The 16062-nt window shown below is 73.8% G+C and carries 15 protein-coding genes; 4 read left to right on the top strand and 11 right to left on the bottom strand.

Going from position 1 to position 16062, the window contains the following annotated elements; all coding sequences use genetic code 11:
• Nucleotides 1-45 precede the first annotated feature (45 nt).
• The 6 genes from coaD to G443_RS11575 form a co-directional block, all read right to left on the bottom strand.
• Nucleotides 46-540 carry a pantetheine-phosphate adenylyltransferase gene (gene coaD, locus G443_RS11550; protein ID WP_026417114.1) on the bottom strand — a complete coding sequence of 165 codons (495 nt, stop codon included), beginning with the start codon at nucleotides 538-540 and terminating at the stop codon, nucleotides 46-48.
• A 132-nt stretch (nucleotides 541-672) separates the two neighbouring features.
• Complete coding sequence (gene rsmD / locus G443_RS11555) at nucleotides 673-1233, bottom strand: 16S rRNA (guanine(966)-N(2))-methyltransferase RsmD (protein WP_026417115.1); 561 nt, start codon at nucleotides 1231-1233, stop codon at nucleotides 673-675.
• 78 nt (nucleotides 1234-1311) lie between these two features.
• Nucleotides 1312-4689 (bottom strand): pyruvate carboxylase, encoded by a 3378-nt coding sequence (locus G443_RS11560; protein WP_026417116.1) that lies wholly within the window; start codon nucleotides 4687-4689, stop codon nucleotides 1312-1314.
• 293 nt (nucleotides 4690-4982) lie between these two features.
• On the bottom strand, nucleotides 4983-7232 hold the full coding sequence (gene recG, locus G443_RS11565; RefSeq protein ID WP_026417117.1) for an ATP-dependent DNA helicase RecG: 2250 nt from the start codon (nucleotides 7230-7232) through the stop codon (nucleotides 4983-4985).
• A 187-nt stretch (nucleotides 7233-7419) separates the two neighbouring features.
• A complete protein-coding gene (locus tag G443_RS11570) occupies nucleotides 7420-8007 on the bottom strand; it encodes a hypothetical protein (protein ID WP_253860201.1) in 588 nt (195 codons plus the stop codon).
• Between the two features lie 28 nt (nucleotides 8008-8035).
• Nucleotides 8036-9082 carry a DAK2 domain-containing protein gene (locus G443_RS11575; protein ID WP_253860202.1) on the bottom strand — a complete coding sequence of 349 codons (1047 nt, stop codon included), beginning with the start codon at nucleotides 9080-9082 and terminating at the stop codon, nucleotides 8036-8038.
• A 301-nt stretch (nucleotides 9083-9383) separates the two neighbouring features.
• Here G443_RS11575 and rpmB point away from each other — a divergent pair, with 301 nt between their 5' ends.
• Together rpmB and G443_RS11585 are read left to right on the top strand one after the other, a co-directional pair.
• Nucleotides 9384-9575 (top strand): 50S ribosomal protein L28, encoded by a 192-nt coding sequence (rpmB, locus tag G443_RS11580; protein ID WP_016698642.1) that lies wholly within the window; start codon nucleotides 9384-9386, stop codon nucleotides 9573-9575.
• 213 nt (nucleotides 9576-9788) lie between these two features.
• Nucleotides 9789-10541 carry an SDR family NAD(P)-dependent oxidoreductase gene (locus G443_RS11585; RefSeq protein ID WP_026417119.1) on the top strand — a complete coding sequence of 251 codons (753 nt, stop codon included), beginning with the start codon at nucleotides 9789-9791 and terminating at the stop codon, nucleotides 10539-10541.
• 85 nt (nucleotides 10542-10626) lie between these two features.
• On the opposite strand, the gene G443_RS11590 is transcribed toward G443_RS11585, so the two are convergent.
• The 4 genes from G443_RS11590 to G443_RS11605 all read right to left on the bottom strand — a co-directional run bounded on the left by G443_RS11590 (nucleotide 10627) and on the right by G443_RS11605 (nucleotide 13513).
• Nucleotides 10627-11304: a uracil-DNA glycosylase gene (locus tag G443_RS11590; protein ID WP_081715181.1), complete on the bottom strand. Its 678-nt coding sequence runs from the start codon at nucleotides 11302-11304 to the stop codon at nucleotides 10627-10629.
• 75 nt (nucleotides 11305-11379) lie between these two features.
• On the bottom strand, nucleotides 11380-11901 hold the full coding sequence (locus G443_RS11595; protein WP_026417122.1) for a gamma carbonic anhydrase family protein: 522 nt from the start codon (nucleotides 11899-11901) through the stop codon (nucleotides 11380-11382).
• A 64-nt stretch (nucleotides 11902-11965) separates the two neighbouring features.
• Nucleotides 11966-12466: a GNAT family N-acetyltransferase gene (locus G443_RS11600; protein ID WP_026417123.1), complete on the bottom strand. Its 501-nt coding sequence runs from the start codon at nucleotides 12464-12466 to the stop codon at nucleotides 11966-11968.
• Between the two features lie 81 nt (nucleotides 12467-12547).
• A complete protein-coding gene (locus G443_RS11605) occupies nucleotides 12548-13513 on the bottom strand; it encodes a thiamine-phosphate kinase (RefSeq protein ID WP_026417124.1) in 966 nt (321 codons plus the stop codon).
• A 102-nt stretch (nucleotides 13514-13615) separates the two neighbouring features.
• On the opposite strand from G443_RS11605, the gene G443_RS11610 reads away from it, so the two are divergent.
• Both G443_RS11610 and G443_RS11615 read left to right on the top strand, forming a co-directional pair.
• Nucleotides 13616-13849, top strand: coding sequence for an Lrp/AsnC family transcriptional regulator (locus tag G443_RS11610; protein WP_026417125.1), 234 nt, complete (start codon nucleotides 13616-13618; stop codon nucleotides 13847-13849).
• A 49-nt stretch (nucleotides 13850-13898) separates the two neighbouring features.
• Nucleotides 13899-14474, top strand: a complete 576-nt coding sequence (locus G443_RS11615; RefSeq protein WP_026417126.1) for a DUF3515 domain-containing protein — start codon at nucleotides 13899-13901, stop codon at nucleotides 14472-14474.
• A gap of 163 nt (nucleotides 14475-14637) precedes the next feature.
• Here G443_RS11615 and G443_RS11620 read toward each other — a convergent pair whose 3' ends face one another.
• Nucleotides 14638-15564: an aminoglycoside phosphotransferase family protein gene (locus tag G443_RS11620; protein ID WP_035291256.1), complete on the bottom strand. Its 927-nt coding sequence runs from the start codon at nucleotides 15562-15564 to the stop codon at nucleotides 14638-14640.
• Nucleotides 15565-16062: the final 498 nt, after the last annotated feature.

Consider the following 16062-nt stretch of genomic DNA (forward strand, 5'->3'; position numbering starts at 1 on the left):
TCCGGGGGCAGCGCCTCGGCGTCGCCCCGCACGGCGCACCGGTGGTCAGTCGCGCTGCGCCGCCCGCTCGGCGAACCGTGCCCGCAGCCGGCGGTCCACCTTCGGCGGCACCAGCGGGGAGACGTCCCCGCCGTAGGCGGCGACCTCCTTGACCAGCGAGCTGGCCAGGAAGCTGTAGAGGGGGTTCGTCGGCATGAACAGGGTGTCGACCCCGGAGAGCCGCTGGTTCATCTGAGCCATCTGGAGCTCGTAGTCGAAGTCGCTGACCGCGCGCAGTCCCTTCACGATGGCCTTGATGTCGTGCTCCTTGCAGTAGTCGACCAGCAGGCCGGGCCAGGAGTCGATCCTGACGTTCGGCCAGCGCGCGGTCTCCTCGCGGAGCATCTCCATCCGCTCCTCGACGCTGAACAGGCGGTGCTTGCTCGTGTTGTAGAGGACCGCGACATGGACCTCGTCGAACAGCCCGGCGGCCCGTTCCACGATGTCCAGGTGGCCGTTGGTCACCGGGTCGTACGAGCCTGGGCAGACGGCACGTCTCATGGGCCGGACGCTAGCAGCAGGAACCGGGGAAACCCCGGTTCCCGACCGCAGGGTGATCGGCATCACCTCCGCCGAGGACGGGCCACCCGGGCCGCCGGGCGACGCGGGGGCGCCCCGACCCCCTCGGCGCCCTCAGCCGTCCCGTTCGGCCCAGTACAGCACCGTGTCGCCGTACTTCGCGGCGCGGAGGGCGCGGTGGTCGGCCGGCCACTCCGGTTCGGGCGAACGCGCCGCGCGCTCGATGACGAGCAGCGCCTCGGGGACCAGCCAGCCGCCGGCCGCGAGCGCGGCCAGGGTCGCGTTCAGGTCGCCGGGCGGGAGGTCGTAGGGCGGGTCGGCCAGGACCAGGTCGTAGCCCTCGGCAGGTGGACCGGCCAAGGCCGCCGGCACGGTGCCCAGCACCACCTCCGACCTCGCCCGCAACCCGAGGTCGGCGACGTTCCGCCTGAGCACGTCCGCCGCGCGCCGGTTGGCCTCCACGAAGGTCACGTGCTCGGCGCCCCGGGACAACGCCTCGAGCCCCAGCGCTCCACTGCCCGCGTAGAGGTCGAGGACCCGGGCTCCCTCCAGTTCCATCCGAGCGGCGAGCGCGCTGAAGAGCGCCTCCCGCACCCGTTCCGAGGTGGGTCGGGTCCCCCTGGGCGGAACCGCGATCCGCCTACCTCCGACTGTTCCGGCGACGATCCTGGTCACCGGCCCATCATCGCCGGCCGGGCTCGCCGCTCCCGGCCGGGGCCGGCCCGGGTGCGCCGGGTCCGGCCCCGCCGCCGGTCACGACAGCTCGATCAGCAGGTCGCCCCCTTCGACCTGCTGCACCCCGCCGATGGCGAGCCGACGGACCGTTCCGCCCTTCGGGGCGGTGATGCCAGCCTCCATCTTCATCGCCTCGATGGTCGCGACGGTCTGACCGGCCTCGACGGTGTCGCCCTCGACGACCGAGACCGTCACGACCCCGGAGAACGGCGCCGCGACGTGACCGGGGTTCCCCCGGTCCGCCTTCTCCGCGGCGGGCACGTCCGAGGCGATGGACCGGTCCCGGACCTGGATGGGCCGCAGCTGCCCGTTGAGGGTGGCCATCACGGTCCGCATGCCGCGCTCGTCGGCCTCGCCGATCGCCTCCAGGTGGATGAACAGCCGGACACCGCGTTCCAGGTCGACCGAGTACTCCTCGCCCGGGCGCAGGCCGTACAGGAAGTCCTTGGTCCGCAGGACGCTGGTGTCACCGAACGCCTCGCGGTGCTGGGCGAACTCCTTAGCCGGCCCGGGGAACAGCAGCCGGTTCAACGTCGTCCTCGGGTCCGAGCCCAACCCGGCCCGGTCCTCCTCGGTGAGATCCACCACCGGGCGGGGCTCGGCGCGGCCCGCCAGCGCCTTGGTCCGGAAGGGCTCCGGCCACCCGCCGGGCGGATCGCCCAGCTCTCCGCGCAGGAACCCGACGACCGAGTCCGGGATGTCGAACCGCTGCGGGTCGGCCTCGAACTCGGCCGGGTCGACACCCGCCCCCACCAGGTGCAGGGCGAGGTCCCCGACCACCTTGGAGGAGGGGGTGACCTTGACCAGGTGGCCCAGGATCCGGTCGGCGGCCGCGTAGGTGGCCTCGATCTCCTCGAACCGGTCGCCGAGCCCGAGGGCGATGGCCTGTTGCCGCAGGTTCGACAGCTGCCCACCCGGGATCTCGTGCCGGTACACCCGCCCGGTCGGGGACGGGAGCCCCGACTCGAACGGCTGGTAGACGCGGCGCACGGCCTCCCAGTAGGGCTCGAGGTCGCAGACCGCCCGCAGGTCGAGGCCGGTCGACCGCTCGGTGTGGTCTGTCGCGGCGACGATGGCGGACAACGGGGGTTGGGAGGTCGTGCCAGCCATCGAGGCCGCGGCCCCGTCCACCGCGTCGACCCCGGCGTGGACGGCCGCCAGCAGGGTGGCGAGCTGCCCGCCCGGGGTGTCGTGGGTGTGCAGGTGCACCGGCAGGTCGAACTCGCGTCGCAGCGCCGAGACCAGGGTCGCCGCCGCCGGTGGGCGCAACAGCCCCGCCATGTCCTTGACCGCCAGGACGTGCGCACCCGCCGCCACGATCTGCTCGGCGAGCCGGAGGTAGTAGTCCAGCGTGTAGAGGCGCTCACCCGGGTCCGAGAGGTCACCGGTGTAGCAGAGTGCGACCTCGGCCACGGCGGAACCGGTCTCCCGCACCGCGTCGATCGCCGGCCGCATCTGGCCCACGTCGTTGAGCGCGTCGAACACGCGGAAGATGTCGATGCCGGTGGCGGCGGCCTCCCGGACGAAGGCGTTGGTCACGTCCGTCGGGTACGGCGTGTACCCCACGGTGTTCCGTCCCCGCAGCAGCATCTGGAGGCAGACGTTGGGCACGGCCTCCCGCAGCGCGGCCAGCCGCTCCCAGGGGTCCTCGGAGAGGAACCGCAGGGCCACGTCGTAGGTGGCTCCGCCCCAGGCCTCCAGGGAGAGCAGCCGCGGGGTCATCCTGGCCACGTGGGGAGCGACGGCGACCAGGTCCCGGGTCCGGACCCGGGTGGCCAGCAGCGACTGGTGCGCGTCCCGGAAGGTCGTGTCAGTGACCGCGACCGCGTCGGAGGACCGCAGCCACCGGGCGAACCCGACCGGCCCCAACTCGGCCAGCCGCTGCCGGGAACCCGGCGGGGCCGGTTCGGAGAGGTCGGTCTCGGGCAGCTTGTGCGCGGGGTCCAACAGGGACGGCCGCTCCCCGTGCGGACGGTTCACGGTGACGTCGGCGAGGTAGGTCAACAGCCTGGTGCCCCGGTCCGCCGAGTGGCGGGCGGTCAGCAGGTGGGGGCGTTCCTCGATGAAGGAGGTGGTGACCCGGCCCGCCCGGAAGTCCGGGTCGTCGAGGACGGCCTGGAGGAACGGGATGTTGGTCGCGACGCCCCTGATCCGGAACTCGGCGACGGCCCGGCGGGCCCGGGAGACGGCCGTGGGGAAGTCGCGTCCCCGGCAGGAGAGCTTCACCAGCATCGAGTCGAAGTGGGCGCTGATGTTGGTGCCGGCGAAGGTCGTTCCCCCGTCGAGGCGGATGCCCGACCCACCGGGCGAACGGTAGGCGCTGATCAGGCCGGTGTCGGGGCGGAAACCGTTGGTCGGGTCCTCCGTCGTGATCCGGCACTGCAGGGCCGCGCCGCGCAGGCTGACCGTCTCCTGGCTGAGCCCCAGGTCCGCCAGGGTCTCGCCGGAGGCGATCCGGAGCTGGGACTGGACGAGGTCGACGTCGGTGACCTCCTCGGTCACGGTGTGCTCGACCTGGATCCTCGGGTTCATCTCGATGAACACGTGCTCGCCGCGTTCGTCGAGCAGGAACTCCACCGTGCCGGCGTTGACGTAGCCGATCTGCCTGGCGAAGGCGACCGCGTCGGCGCAGATGCGCTCCCGCAGCGCCGGGTCGAGGTTCGGGGCCGGCGCGATCTCGATGACCTTCTGGTGCCGTCGCTGCACCGAGCAGTCCCGCTCGAACAGGTGCATGACCTCACCGGTGGCGTCGGCGAGGATCTGGACCTCGATGTGCCTCGGGTTGACCACCGCCCGCTCCAGGAAGACGGTGGGATCACCGAAGGCGGACTCGGCCTCCCGCATGGCGGCCTCCAGCGCGTCGCGCAGCGCCTCCGGCCGTTCCACCCGGCGCATACCCCGCCCGCCACCGCCCGCCACCGCCTTGACGAACACCGGGAACGTCATGTCCTCCGCCGCGCGGAGGAGGTCCTCGGTGCGCGAGGAGGGCTCCGACGACGCGAGCACCGGCAGGCCGGCGGCGCGGGCCGCCGCGACCGCCCTCGCCTTGTTCCCCGTCAGCTCCAGCACCTGCTGGGTGGGGCCGACGAAGGTGATCCCCGCCTCGGCGCAGGCCCGCGCGAGTTCCGGGTTCTCCGAGAGGAACCCGTAGCCGGGGTAGACGGCGTCGGCGCCCGCCCGGCGCGCGGCCTGCACGATCTCCGGCACGGACAGGTAGGCGCGCACCGGATGGCCGGGCTCGCCGATCTCGTAGGCTTCGTCGGCTTTCAACCGGTGCAGGGAGTTGCGGTCCTCGTGCGGGAAGACGGCCACCGTCTTCGCTCCGAGCTCGTAGCCGGCTCGGAATGCCCGGATCGCGATCTCCCCGCGGTTGGCGACGAGGACCTTCCGAAACATGCGCGCTCCCTCCGATGGGCCAGTGTCGCGAGCAGGGACGTTACCCGCTTCGTCCTACTTTTCGGGAGTGCCGTTCCAGTGGCCAGACGCGGCCGGAGTGGTGCGCCCCCGGCCACCGGCGCGTCGGGGGAACCGGGTGGCGGCGGAGGCGCGTGGTCGGGGACCGCGCTGGTCCCACCTCCCGTGACGCCCTGGTCAGGGCCCCGGTCGGCGGGCGGCGTCCCGCCCGGTCTGGCGGGCTCGTCGCCCGGGTGGTGGGGCGGTCGCCCACCCGAGGTCGGGGTGCGGCGAGCTCAGGTCTTCTGGAGATACTCGGCCCGTTCGTCGTCGACCATCGCCGCGACCAGCCGGGCCAGCCCGGGGTGGTGGGTGAGGTGCGGGTCCTCCCCCACCAGCCGTTCCGCCTCGCCCCGCGCCTCGGCGATGAGGTCCTCGTCCGAGATCAGGGACAGCAACCGCAGGGTCGAACGGCGGCCGGACTGGGAGACGCCGAGGATGTCGCCCTCCCGACGCAGTTCCAGGTCCAGGCGGGCGAGTTCGAACCCGTCGGTGGTGGAGGCGACCGCGTCCAGTCGCTGCATGGTCGAGGTGCCGGACGGTGCCTCGCTGACCAGCAGGCACAGTCCCGGCGCCGAGCCTCGGCCGACGCGGCCCCGCAGCTGGTGCAGCTGGCTGACGCCGAAGCGGTCGGCGTCGAGGATGACCATGACCGTGGCGTTCGGGACGTTGACGCCCACCTCCACGACCGTCGTCGCCACCAGCACGTCGAGCTCGCCGGCGGCGAAGGCCCGCATCGCGGTGTCCTTCTCCTCGGCGGGCAACCTGCCGTGCAGGACCCCGATCCGCAGGCCCAGCAACGGCCCCTCCGCGAGGCGGGGGGCGACGTCGAGCACGGCGACCGGTGGTCGCCGCGCGCCTCCGCCCTCGTCCGGCGGGGCGAGCTCGTCGAGGTCCTCCTCGGCGTCCCCGCCGCGTCTGCCGCCCTGTCCCGCCGTTCCCGCCGCTCCGTCCTCGCCGATGCGGGGGCAGACGACGTAGACCTGGTGGCCGGCGGCGACCTCCTCCCGCACCCGCTGCCACGCCCGGTCCAGCCAGGACGGTTTCTCCGCCACCGGCACGACCGAGGTGCTGATCGGGGAGCGCCCGCTGGGGAGTTCCCGCAACGCGGACACCTCCAGGTCGCCGTACACGGTCATCGCGACCGTCCGGGGGATCGGGGTGGCGGTCATCACCAGCAGGTGCGGGCTGGTCCCGCTGTCGTCCCTGCTGCGCAGCGCGTCACGCTGTTCCACCCCGAACCGGTGCTGCTCGTCGACCACCAGCAAGCCGAGGTCGGCGAACCGCACGCGGTCCTGGATGAGGGCGTGGGTCCCGACGACGATGCCGGCGGCGCCGGACACCGCGTCCAGGAGGGCCTGCCTGCGCTTCGCGGCGGGCAGGGAACCGGTGAGCAGGGTGAGCCGGGTGGCGTGCTCAGGGGCGCCCAGCTCGCCCTCGGACGCCAGGTCTCCGAGCAGTTCCGCCAGCGACCTGGCGTGTTGGGCGGCGAGCACCTCGGTCGGGGCCAGCAGCGCCGCCTGCCGACCGGCGTCCACCGCCTGGAGCATCGCCCGCAGGGCCACCACCGTCTTGCCCGACCCCACCTCGCCCTGGATCAGCCGGTTCATGGGGTGCCGGGCGGCGAGGTCCTGGGCGACCGCGCCACCCACCTCCCGCTGCCCCGCCGTCAGCGTGAACGGGAGCCGCTCGTCGAAGGCGGCCAGCAGGCCGTCGCCGACCGGGGGGCACGGCGGGGCGGGCCGCTCCTCGACGAGGTGCCGACGTCCCACCAGCGCGAGCTGGACGGCCAGGGCCTCGTCCCACTTGAGCCGCTTCCTGGCGACCGCCAGCTCCCGGTGGTCGGCGGGCCGGTGGATGCGCCGGATGGCCTCCTCGAAGCCCAGCAGGTGGTGCCGGCGGCGGAGGTCGGCGGGCAACGCGTCCTCGCTCCCCTCCCACACGTCCAGCACCTGGCGGACGCAGCGGGCGATGGACCAGGAGGGGAGCCCCTGGGCCGCCGGGTAGACGGGGATCAGCGCGGCGGCGAACTCCTCGGCCGCCGCCTGTTCGTCGCCGTCGGCTCCCCCGGCCTCGGGAACCCCGATCAGCTGGTACTCGGGGTTGGCGAGTTGGAGCGCCCCCCGATAGCTGGTGACCTTCCCCGCGAAGAGCCCGCGCCGGCCCGGGAGCAGCTCGCGTTCGCGCCAGGCCTGGTTGAAGAAGGTGCAGTTCAGGGTGCGTTGCCCGTCGGTGATCCTGACCTCGAGGATCGTCCCGCGCCGCGAGCGCATGGTGCGCCTGTTGACCCGGTCGACCTGGGCCAGGACGGTGGCGTGCTCGTCGGTCTCCAGCCCGGCGATGCGCGTCAGCTCGCCGCGCTCGGCGTACCGCCGAGGGAAGTGGTAGAGCAGGTCACCGACGGTGCCGATCCCCAGCGCCGTCTCCAGGGCCTTGGCGGTCTTGGCCCCGAGCAGGGGCTCCAGCGGGGCGTCCATCGAGGTCACTGTCCCACCTCCCGCCGACACCACCGTGACGAGGTGCCCGGTGGTCGCCGCCGCGTCCGACCAGCGCCGGCGACCGCGGCGGAACGCCGTCCCGGCGGCCGGCGGGCGCTGGGGGCCCGTGCTGCCCGGGGACGCCCGAAGGCGCCGGCACCGGAGGCCGAGCCGGTGGTGGTCGGGCGGGCCGGGGTCATTCGACACCCACCAGGAGGATCGCGTCCGGGACCCGCACGTCGTACCCGGTCAACTCCACCTCCGGGTGGTCCGCCCGCAGCCGCCCGGTGATCGAACCGAGCAGCGTGGGGGGCGCGTCCTGTCCGGTCAGGGCGGTCACGATCTCCGCTCCGTTGGTCAACATGCGGTCCAGCAGCCGGGCGGCGGCGGAGGGGACGTCGTCGGCGATGAGCACGACCTCGCCGTCCACCAATCCCAGCACGTCTCCCGGTTCGCAGCGACCGACCCAGGTCAGGGCGGCGCGCCTGGCCACCATGAGTTCTCCCCTCCTGGTCGCGGCGGCGGCCTCGGCCATGCTGACCGCGTCATCGGCGGGACGTCGACCGGGGTCGTGGACCGCGAGCGCCGCGAGGCCCTGCACCGGGGAGGCGGTGGGTACGACCACCACCTCCCGGCCCCGTTCCCAGGCCCGGCCGGCCGCCTGCTCCACGGTTGCCGTCAACCCCCGGCCGTTGGGCAGCAGCACGACGTGCCGGGCGCCCGCCTCGAGCAGCGCGTCATCCAGTGCGGCGTCCAGCTCGGGCCCCGCGCTGTTCCCCGGCACCACGACAGCCCCCTCCGCCCGGAAGAGCTCAGCCAGCCCTCACCGGCCACGACCGCGACCACCGCCCTGCCCTCGGTGACGCCGGACGTCGACGTCGGCGCGCCGGCCCCGGCGGCCGCCGCCCGGAGGCCGTCACCAGACGACGGACCCGCACCCGGTGTGGTCGACCCAGCTCGATGCCACGCTCGACGGCGGCCCCGACGTCCGCGCAGTGCACGTGCACCGCCCAGTGGCCCGCGCCGTCCCCGGCCACCGACACGCAGTCCCCGATCGCGGTGAGCGCCACGCGCAGCTCGGCCACGCGGTCCTCGTCGGAGTCCGCCAGCAGGTACATCACCTCGTGGTCGTAGTCATCCCCGAGCTCGTCCGCGTCAGGAGCGGCCCCTCGGGTCGTGGAGTCGCCGGAGCCGGTGCGCAGCGGAACGCGGGACAACGCGTCCCGCCTGGCGCCGTCCGCGCTCGGTGGCCGGTCCTCGACCAGCGCCAACAGGGCGTCGAGGATCACCAGGACACCGCAGCCACCGGCGTCCACCACTCCGGTGGCGGCGAGCGCGTCCTGCTGCCCGGGGGTCGCCAGCAGCGCCCGTTCCGCTCCCGCCACCGCCGCCGCGAGCACGTCGAGCAGGGTGTTCCCCGAGGAGGTCTCCACGGCCTCGACGCACCCGGCCAGCACGGTGAGCATCGTGCCAGGAGCGGGTTCGGTCACGGCTGTCCTCGCGACCCGCTCCACGCCGGCCAGGGCGTGCGCCATCCGAGGCGCGTCGACCAGGTCGAGGTCCCGAACCGCCTCGGCGAGCCCTCGCAGCATCTGGGACAGGATGACGCCGGAGTTGCCCCGCGCGCCGAGCAACGCGCCGGTGGCCAGGGCGGACGCCACCTCGCCGAGGGTGGCCCCGCCGGGCAGGGGGGCGACCCGCTCCGAGGCGGCGCGCATCGTGTTCAGCAGGTTGGTGCCGGTGTCGGCGTCCGGGACGGGGAACACGTTGATGCCGTCGATCCGCTCCCGGTGGAGCTCCAACGCGGCGACACAGTCCTCCGCCCACCTCCGGAGTAACAGCACGTCCAGGTTCCGCACCGAGGAGCTCCTCCGCTTCCACCGTCCCGGCCCGTCGCGGGGACCGGGAAACTGGGCTCGGTCTTACACCATCCTCGCCGGCTCCTCACCTCCGCGCCCCCGCCCGGCCGGCGGGCGTTTCCCCGGGGTGCCCCAGCTTCGGTGCTGGCCACCCGGCCCTGGTGCGGCGGGGTCCCGGTTTGGAGCCGCTCGCGGACAGCGGTTAACCTGTTGTGGTTGCCCGGCCCGGCCCGGGTTCTCATATCGCCTCCGGCGGCACGACCGCCGGGAGCGCGCGTACCCAACGTAAGGAGTGTCTGACGTGGCTGCCGTCTGCGACGTCTGTGGCAAGGGGCCGGGCTTCGGCAAGTCGGTCTCGCACTCGCACCGCCGTACCAACCGTCGGTGGAACCCGAACATCCAGACCGTGCACGCGAAGGTGGGCGTCTCCCAGCGCCAGCGCCTGAACGTGTGCACCGGCTGCCTGAAGGCAGGCAAGGTCGTTCGCGGCTGACAGGCCGAGTGCTCGACGGGAGCCCGGAACTCGGACGTGCCAACGTCGGAGTTCCGGGCTCCCGCGCGTCCGGGGGTGGGTGGGGGCCGGCGCGCTCCGCCTCCAGCGCCCGCCCAGGCCAGGCGGTCCCAGGTCCCCGGCTCCGGCCCTGCGCCGTCGTCGCTTCGCTGTTACACAGGTGGGCAGCGGTCCCGACCGGTCGGAGGGCAGGCCATGCGGTTCGAGAACAGGGTCGTGTTCGTCACGGGCGGGGCCTCGGGCCTCGGACTCGCCATCGCCAGCCGGTTCGGCGCGGAGGGCGCCCGGGTCGTCATCGCCGACATCGCGCTGGACGCGGCCAGGGAGGCCGCGCGGAGCGTGGGTGACGCGACCGCCGTCCGGGTGGACGTGTCCGACCCGGAGTCGGTGCGGCAGGGGTTCGAGCACGTACTCGCCGAGGAGTTGCGGGTGGACGTGGTCGTCAACAACGCCGGCATCGACGGGGAACAACGCATCACGCACGAACACCCGCTGGAGAACTGGCGCCGGGTGATGGCGATCAACGCGGACGGGGCGTTCCACACCCTGCGGTACGGGCTGGACGCCCTGCTGCGCTCCGGCGGTGGCTCGGTGGTGAACATGGCCTCGACCGCCGGGCTGACGGCGTTCCCGAACATCCCCGCGTACACGGTCGCCAAGGCCGGGTTGGTGGGCCTCACCAGGGCGACGGCGATCGAGTACGCGGACCGGCACATCCGGGTGAACGCGGTCGCGCCGACGATGGTGCTCACGGCCCTGGTGGAGAACTTCATCGAGAACGCGGAGGACCCGGCGGCGATGCGGGCCCAGCTGACGGGGATGAACCCGCTCCCGGGTGCGCCGGAGCCGGCCGACGTCGCGGCGGCGGTCGCGTTCCTCGCCTCGGAGGAGGCCCGGTTCATCACGGGCGTGACCCTGCCCGTCGACGGCGGTTACACCGCCCGCTGAGCGCCGGCAGCCGGCGAGGACCCCGGCCGGCGGGCCGCACCGCCGTCCCGCGCACCCGGTCTCGGACCGCGCCGGGAACGCCCGGTCAGGGCAGCTTCCAGTCCACCGGCTGCGCCCCCTGCTGCTCCAACAGCGCGTTGACCCGGCTGAAGGGACGGGATCCGAAGAAGCCGTAGTGGGCGGAGTTCGGGCTGGGGTGCGGCGACTCCACGCAGGGCACGTCGCCGAGCAGCGGCGCGAGGCTGCGGGCGTCGCGCCCCCACAGCACGGCGACCAGTGGGCCACCCCGCGCGGCCAGGGCGCGGATCGCCTGCTCGGTCACCTGCTCCCAGCCCTTGCCTCGGTGGGAACCGATCCGGCCCGCCTCCACGGTGAGCACCCGGTTCAACAGCAGGACGCCCTGCTGCGTCCACGGGGTCAGGTCTCCGTGGGACGGCTTGGGGTGGCCGAGGTCCGAGACGTACTCCTTGAAGATGTTGTTCAGGCTCGGGGGGAGGGGGCGGGTGTCCTCCGCGACCGAGAAGCTGAGGCCCACGGCGTGGCCGGGACGCGGGTAGGGGTCCTGGCCGACGATGAGCACCCGCACCTCGTCGAAGGGCTGCTGGAAGGCGCGCAGCACGTTCGGCCCCGGCGGGAAGTAGCCCCGTCCGGCGGCGACCTCCTCGCGCAGGAAGTTCCCCATTCGGGCGATCTGCTCGGCGACGGGTTCGAGAGCGGCGCTCCACCCGGCTTCGACAACCTCGTTCAACGGACGTCCAACCACGGCCGGGACTCTAGCGATCAGGACCGACGGCGCCGCGCACCGCCCGGGTGCCCGCCGCCGGAGCCGGGGCGTCGGTCAGTCGAGGCGTCGGAGGCCCTCCCGGTAGCGGGCGGCGTTGCGGACGTACTTCTCCACGACGTGCCGCCACGCCCCGGGGGGAACCTCGCGGTCCGGGCAGATCTTGGCCGGCACGCCGAGCACCATCGACCGGGGCGGCACGACCATGCCGAAGGGCAGGACGGCGCCCGCTCCCACCACGGCACCGGCTCCGACCTGGGAGCCGTTGAGCACCACCGCCCCGGAGGCCACGAGGGCACCCTCCTCGACCACGGCGCCCTCGATGTGGGCGTTGTGCCCGAGAACGCAGTCCTGCCCGACCAGCGCCGGGTGTTCCTCGGTGCAGTGCACCACCGTGCCGTCCTGCACGTTGCTGCGGTCTCCGATCTCGATCCGGCCGTAGTCGCCGCGCAGGACGGCACCCGGCCACACGGAGGTCTGCGCGCCGAGCCGGACCTGTCCGATCACGGTCGCGTCGGGGTGGACGAAGGCGGTGGGGTGGATCTCGGGCACGGCGTCGTCCAGGGCGTACACGGTCATCCGGTCGTCCTCCTCGGACTGGCTTCTCGGTCGGCCCCGGGACCGACCCGACCGCTGCTGGCGGTCAGCCGACGGCGGGCAGACCGGCCACGTCGAGGAGGGACTTGGCGAAGCAGCGACTCAGCGGGTGTTCCCGGTAGGTGCCGAAGTTCGGGATGGGCTCGTACCCTTCCGAACGATAGAGGGCCATCGCCTCCGGCTGCTCGGTTCCGGTCTCCAGCACCATCCGGTGGCAGCCGGCGTCGCGTGCGGACACCTCCAGGTAGACCAGCAACGACCTGGCGAGACCGCGCCCCCTGGCGTCGGGGAGGACGAACATCCGCTTCAGTTCCGCGTCGTCGGGCCCGACCCCGTCCTCCGCCTCGGCCACCCGCCGCCACCCACCGCAGGCGACCGGTCGGTCGTCGAGGTACCCGACGGCGAACAGCCCGTTGGGCGGGGCGAACTGCGCCGGTTCGACCGGCGTGACGTCCTCCTCCCCGTACCGGACCACGTACTCCCGTTGCACGGCGGCGGTCAGCGTCAGGGAGTCGGGGTGGTCGAAGGCCAGGAGACGAAGCTGCATGCGTGTCAGCCTACGTATTTCGACACGCCGTCCACCACGGGCGTTCGGTTGGGCGTGTCCAACCTCCGGCGCCGGTCGTGGTCAGCGCCAGTGCTCCCAGCCGACGGGCCGTTCGTAGGCCCGTCCGTTCACGGTCACCCCGCTGCCCTCCTTGACCGTGCCGACCACGCGCCACCCCGGGGGCAGCGCGGCCGCCGACGGGAAGGTCGCGGCCAGCGCGTGGTCCTCGCCGCCGGTCAGCACCCAGTGCAGGGGATCCGACCCCAGGGCGGAGGCCACGTCGACGAGGCGCTGGTGCACCTCCATCCGCTCCGCCCAGACGTCGATGGCGACCGACGAGCTGACCGCGATGTGCCCGAGGTCGGCCAGGAGCCCGTCGGACACGTCGATCATCGCGGTCGCGCCGGCCAGGGCCGCCTCGGGGCCTGCCTGGTAGGGGGGCTGCGGGCACCGGTGCGCACCGACGACCGTTCCCGGCGAGCGGAAGCCTCGGCTGAGCACGGCCAGGCCGGCGGCCGACCAGCCGAGTCGCCCTCGGACGGCGACCACGTCACCGACCCGGGCGCCCGACCTCGTGACCGGCTCCCTGCCCTGCAGACTCCCTAAGGCGGTGACAGAGATCACAATGCTCCCGGCGGAGACGACGTCACCGCCGACGACACCCACGCCCGCCCTGGACGCCTCCTGCCACATGCCCTCGGTCATGCGGTCGGCGATCTCGGCGGTGAGCGTGGGCGGGCAGGCCAGCCCGACGAGCAGCCCGGTGGGAACGGCTCCCATCGCGGCCACGTCGGCGACGTTGACGGCGACCGCCTTGGCCCCGACCTGCTCGGGGCTGGACCAGTCCAGCCGGAAGTGCACCCCCTCGACCAGGACGTCCGTCGACGTCACCACCCGCCCGTCCGGCGCGGCGACCACGGCGGCGTCATCGCCGGGGCCGAGCAGGGTGGTGGACGGTTGCGGCCGACCGCCGGTGATGCGCTCGATGAACCCGAACTCTCCGAGCCCGGCGACCGTGTCCGGGTTCTGCGCCGGTTCCGGCTGCACGCGGACCTCCAAAGTCTCCAAGCCCCGACCGCGTCGGCGGCTGGGGTACCTTGCTGCTCACGTTCCTACCCCGAGCACACTGACGACACGAAGGGGCACGCCGTGGTCAAGGCATACATCCTCATCCAGACCGAGGTCGGCAAGGCAGCCGCGGTGGCTGAGCAGATCTCCGGTATCCCCGGTGTCACGACCGCCGAGGACGTGACCGGCCCCTACGACGTCGTCGTCCGGGCGGAGGCGCCGAACGTGGACGAGCTGGGGCAGCTCGTGGTGGCCAACATCCAGAACGTCCAGGGGATCACCCGCACGCTGACGTGCCCGGTGGTCCGCCTCTGACCCTCCCCCGCCGTGGTCGCGACCCACTCGGCGTGCTGTCATGGATCCCATGTCGGACAAGCCGTCGAGTGGGTTCCCCCGTGCGGTGGTGGTCGTGGCCATCGCGCTGCCCGTCGCGCTGGGTGTCGGCGCCGCCGGCATCGCGATGTCCTCGCCCCCCGTCGAGGAGGCCACCGACGAGTACGACGGACAGGGCCAGCGCCGGACGGGTCCGCTACCGCTCTCCAGCGTTCCCGCTCCCGACGCCGAGTCGGCCGAGTGCGCCGCCCTGCTGGCCGAGCTCCCCGAGGAGACCGTCTCGGCCGGGCAGACCCTGACCGTCCGGGAGCTGATGGATCCCGCCCCGGCCGGCGCGATGGCCTGGGGCAACGCCGACCACGACCCGGTGGTCGTGCGGTGCGGGCTGGGGGCACCGGCCGATCTGGTACCGACCTCCGAGCTGGTGGAGGTCTCGGGTGTCCAGTGGCTGGAGATGCCGGGGGACGGGATGACGACCTGGGCGGCGGTGGACCGGCCGGTGGGGGTGGCCCTCACGGTGCCGGACGACACGGGAAGCGGTCCGATCCAGGACGTCTCCGAGGCCATCTCCGCCGTGCTGGAAGCGGTCGACGTCGAGGTGGGGTGACCCCGACCTCGGGTGCGGTCCCCCGGGCGGCGGAGCGCCACCGGTGGCGGGCGGCTTGTCCGGGAGGTCCTCGTCCACCGGCCAGCGCGGTTCGCCGGCTCGTCCCGCGCCGCCACGCGCCGTTCCAACTCCCCCGACCCGCCCGGTGCCAGCCGCAGCGTGGTCAGACCCCGGCCAGCCGGGCGAGCACCGGCGCGACCGCCATCGCCGACCGACCGCCCGCCGGGTCGCCGTGCGCGGCGCTCCACAACGCACCCTCCACCGTCCTGGCCAGCGCCCACGCCGCCACCCGGGCGGGATCCAAGCCCAGGACGTCGGCGAGCAGTCGGAACCGGCTGGCCAACACCGACGGCCGGTCACGTGGGTCGTCGACCTGCTCGACCAACGGCCAGAGCTCGTAGGCCGGGTCGCCGAGCACCGGCTTGGGGTCGATCGCCAGCCAGGGCCGGCGGCGCGCGGCGAGCAGGTTCCCGGGATTGAGGTCGCCGTGCAGGAGCACCGCGCGATCCGCGCTGGACGGGAGCTCCCGGAGCAGTTCGACTCCCCGGCGCACCAGCCCGGCGTCCAGGTCCGCTCCCGGCGTGCCAGCCCTGGCCGCGGTGACCTCGGCCCAGCCCGCGCACACGGCCGCCAGCCCGGGTACCGCCACTCCTCCACCAACGGGCACCGACCAGAGCTCAGCGACGACCTCCGCCGCGAGTTCCAGCCGGCGTGCGGGAGGGATCTCCTCCGCCGCGGCGAGGGGAGTGGCGGGACGGACCCGTTCGAGGAGCAACGCGTTGTCGTCGCCGGCCACGTCGAGCAGCCGAACGGCCGCCCGGCCCGCCCAACGCCGCAACGCGTCGGGTTCGGCGGAGGCCTCCGGGTGCGGCCAGGTCACCTTGAGCACCGCCTCGGTGCCGTCCGGGCGGCGGGCGGGCGCTACCCAGGAACTCGTCCCGCCCCGCAGCGGGGCGCCCAGCACCAGGCCCCACCGCCTCCGCAGCCGGTCCACCCGATCCGGGAGCCCCGCGAGCCAGGAGTGCCCGGCGGGCAGCCCAGCCAGGTGGGAGAACACCGGCAGGGAGCGGGGAAAGAGTTCGGGGGCCACGGGACACCAACCTCTCCCCGCCAGGGTCGGATGCCGGCGGGGCTGTGGAGCACCGGCGAATGGGACGGGCTCGGGCTCGCCGGGATGCCACCACCGGACTCGGGTCGGCAGGAGGCCACCGCGCCACGGTCCCCACCGCCCGGGACGGTACCTCGGCTGGCAGAGGACGGGACCCGGTCCCCGGCCAGCACGCGGACGCGGGTGGGTGGGTGGGGCGGCACCGTCCCGACCCGGGTGAGGCGATGTCCCCGGAACGAGCAGCGCCGGGCGGCCCCACGTCCGCGGGGGCGGGTTCGGCCGAGGGTGGTGGCCCCGGTCCCGAGGCCCGGTGCCCCGGACACGGCGCACCGACCGTCGAGCACGTCCCGGTACCACGAGCCGCCAGGGACCGACGGCGGGCGCGCCCCTCGCCGGCTCGCCCCGACCGAGTGAGGACACGGTTCGGGAAGGGCGCGAGCGGGCACTTCTCATCACAGGACGGGGTGCCACGGTCATCTC

It is taken from the genome of Actinoalloteichus caeruleus DSM 43889 (genome assembly GCF_000429185.2).
GTDB classification, from domain to species: Bacteria; Actinomycetota; Actinomycetes; order Mycobacteriales; family Pseudonocardiaceae; genus Actinoalloteichus_B; species Actinoalloteichus_B caeruleus.

Excerpts from the sequence above, each read along its gene's own strand:
- coaD (WP_026417114.1), bottom strand. The coding sequence starts at position 540 with ATGAGACGTGCCGTCTGCCCAGGCTCGTACGACCCGGTGACCAACGGC.
- G443_RS11560 (WP_026417116.1), bottom strand. The coding sequence starts at position 4,689 with ATGTTTCGGAAGGTCCTCGTCGCCAACCGCGGGGAGATCGCGATCCGG.
- G443_RS11585 (WP_026417119.1), top strand. The coding sequence starts at position 9,789 with ATGCGGTTCGAGAACAGGGTCGTGTTCGTCACGGGCGGGGCCTCGGGC.
- G443_RS11595 (WP_026417122.1), bottom strand. The coding sequence starts at position 11,901 with ATGACCGTGTACGCCCTGGACGACGCCGTGCCCGAGATCCACCCCACC.
- G443_RS11600 (WP_026417123.1), bottom strand. The coding sequence starts at position 12,466 with ATGCAGCTTCGTCTCCTGGCCTTCGACCACCCCGACTCCCTGACGCTG.
- G443_RS11615 (WP_026417126.1), top strand. The coding sequence starts at position 13,899 with ATGTCGGACAAGCCGTCGAGTGGGTTCCCCCGTGCGGTGGTGGTCGTG.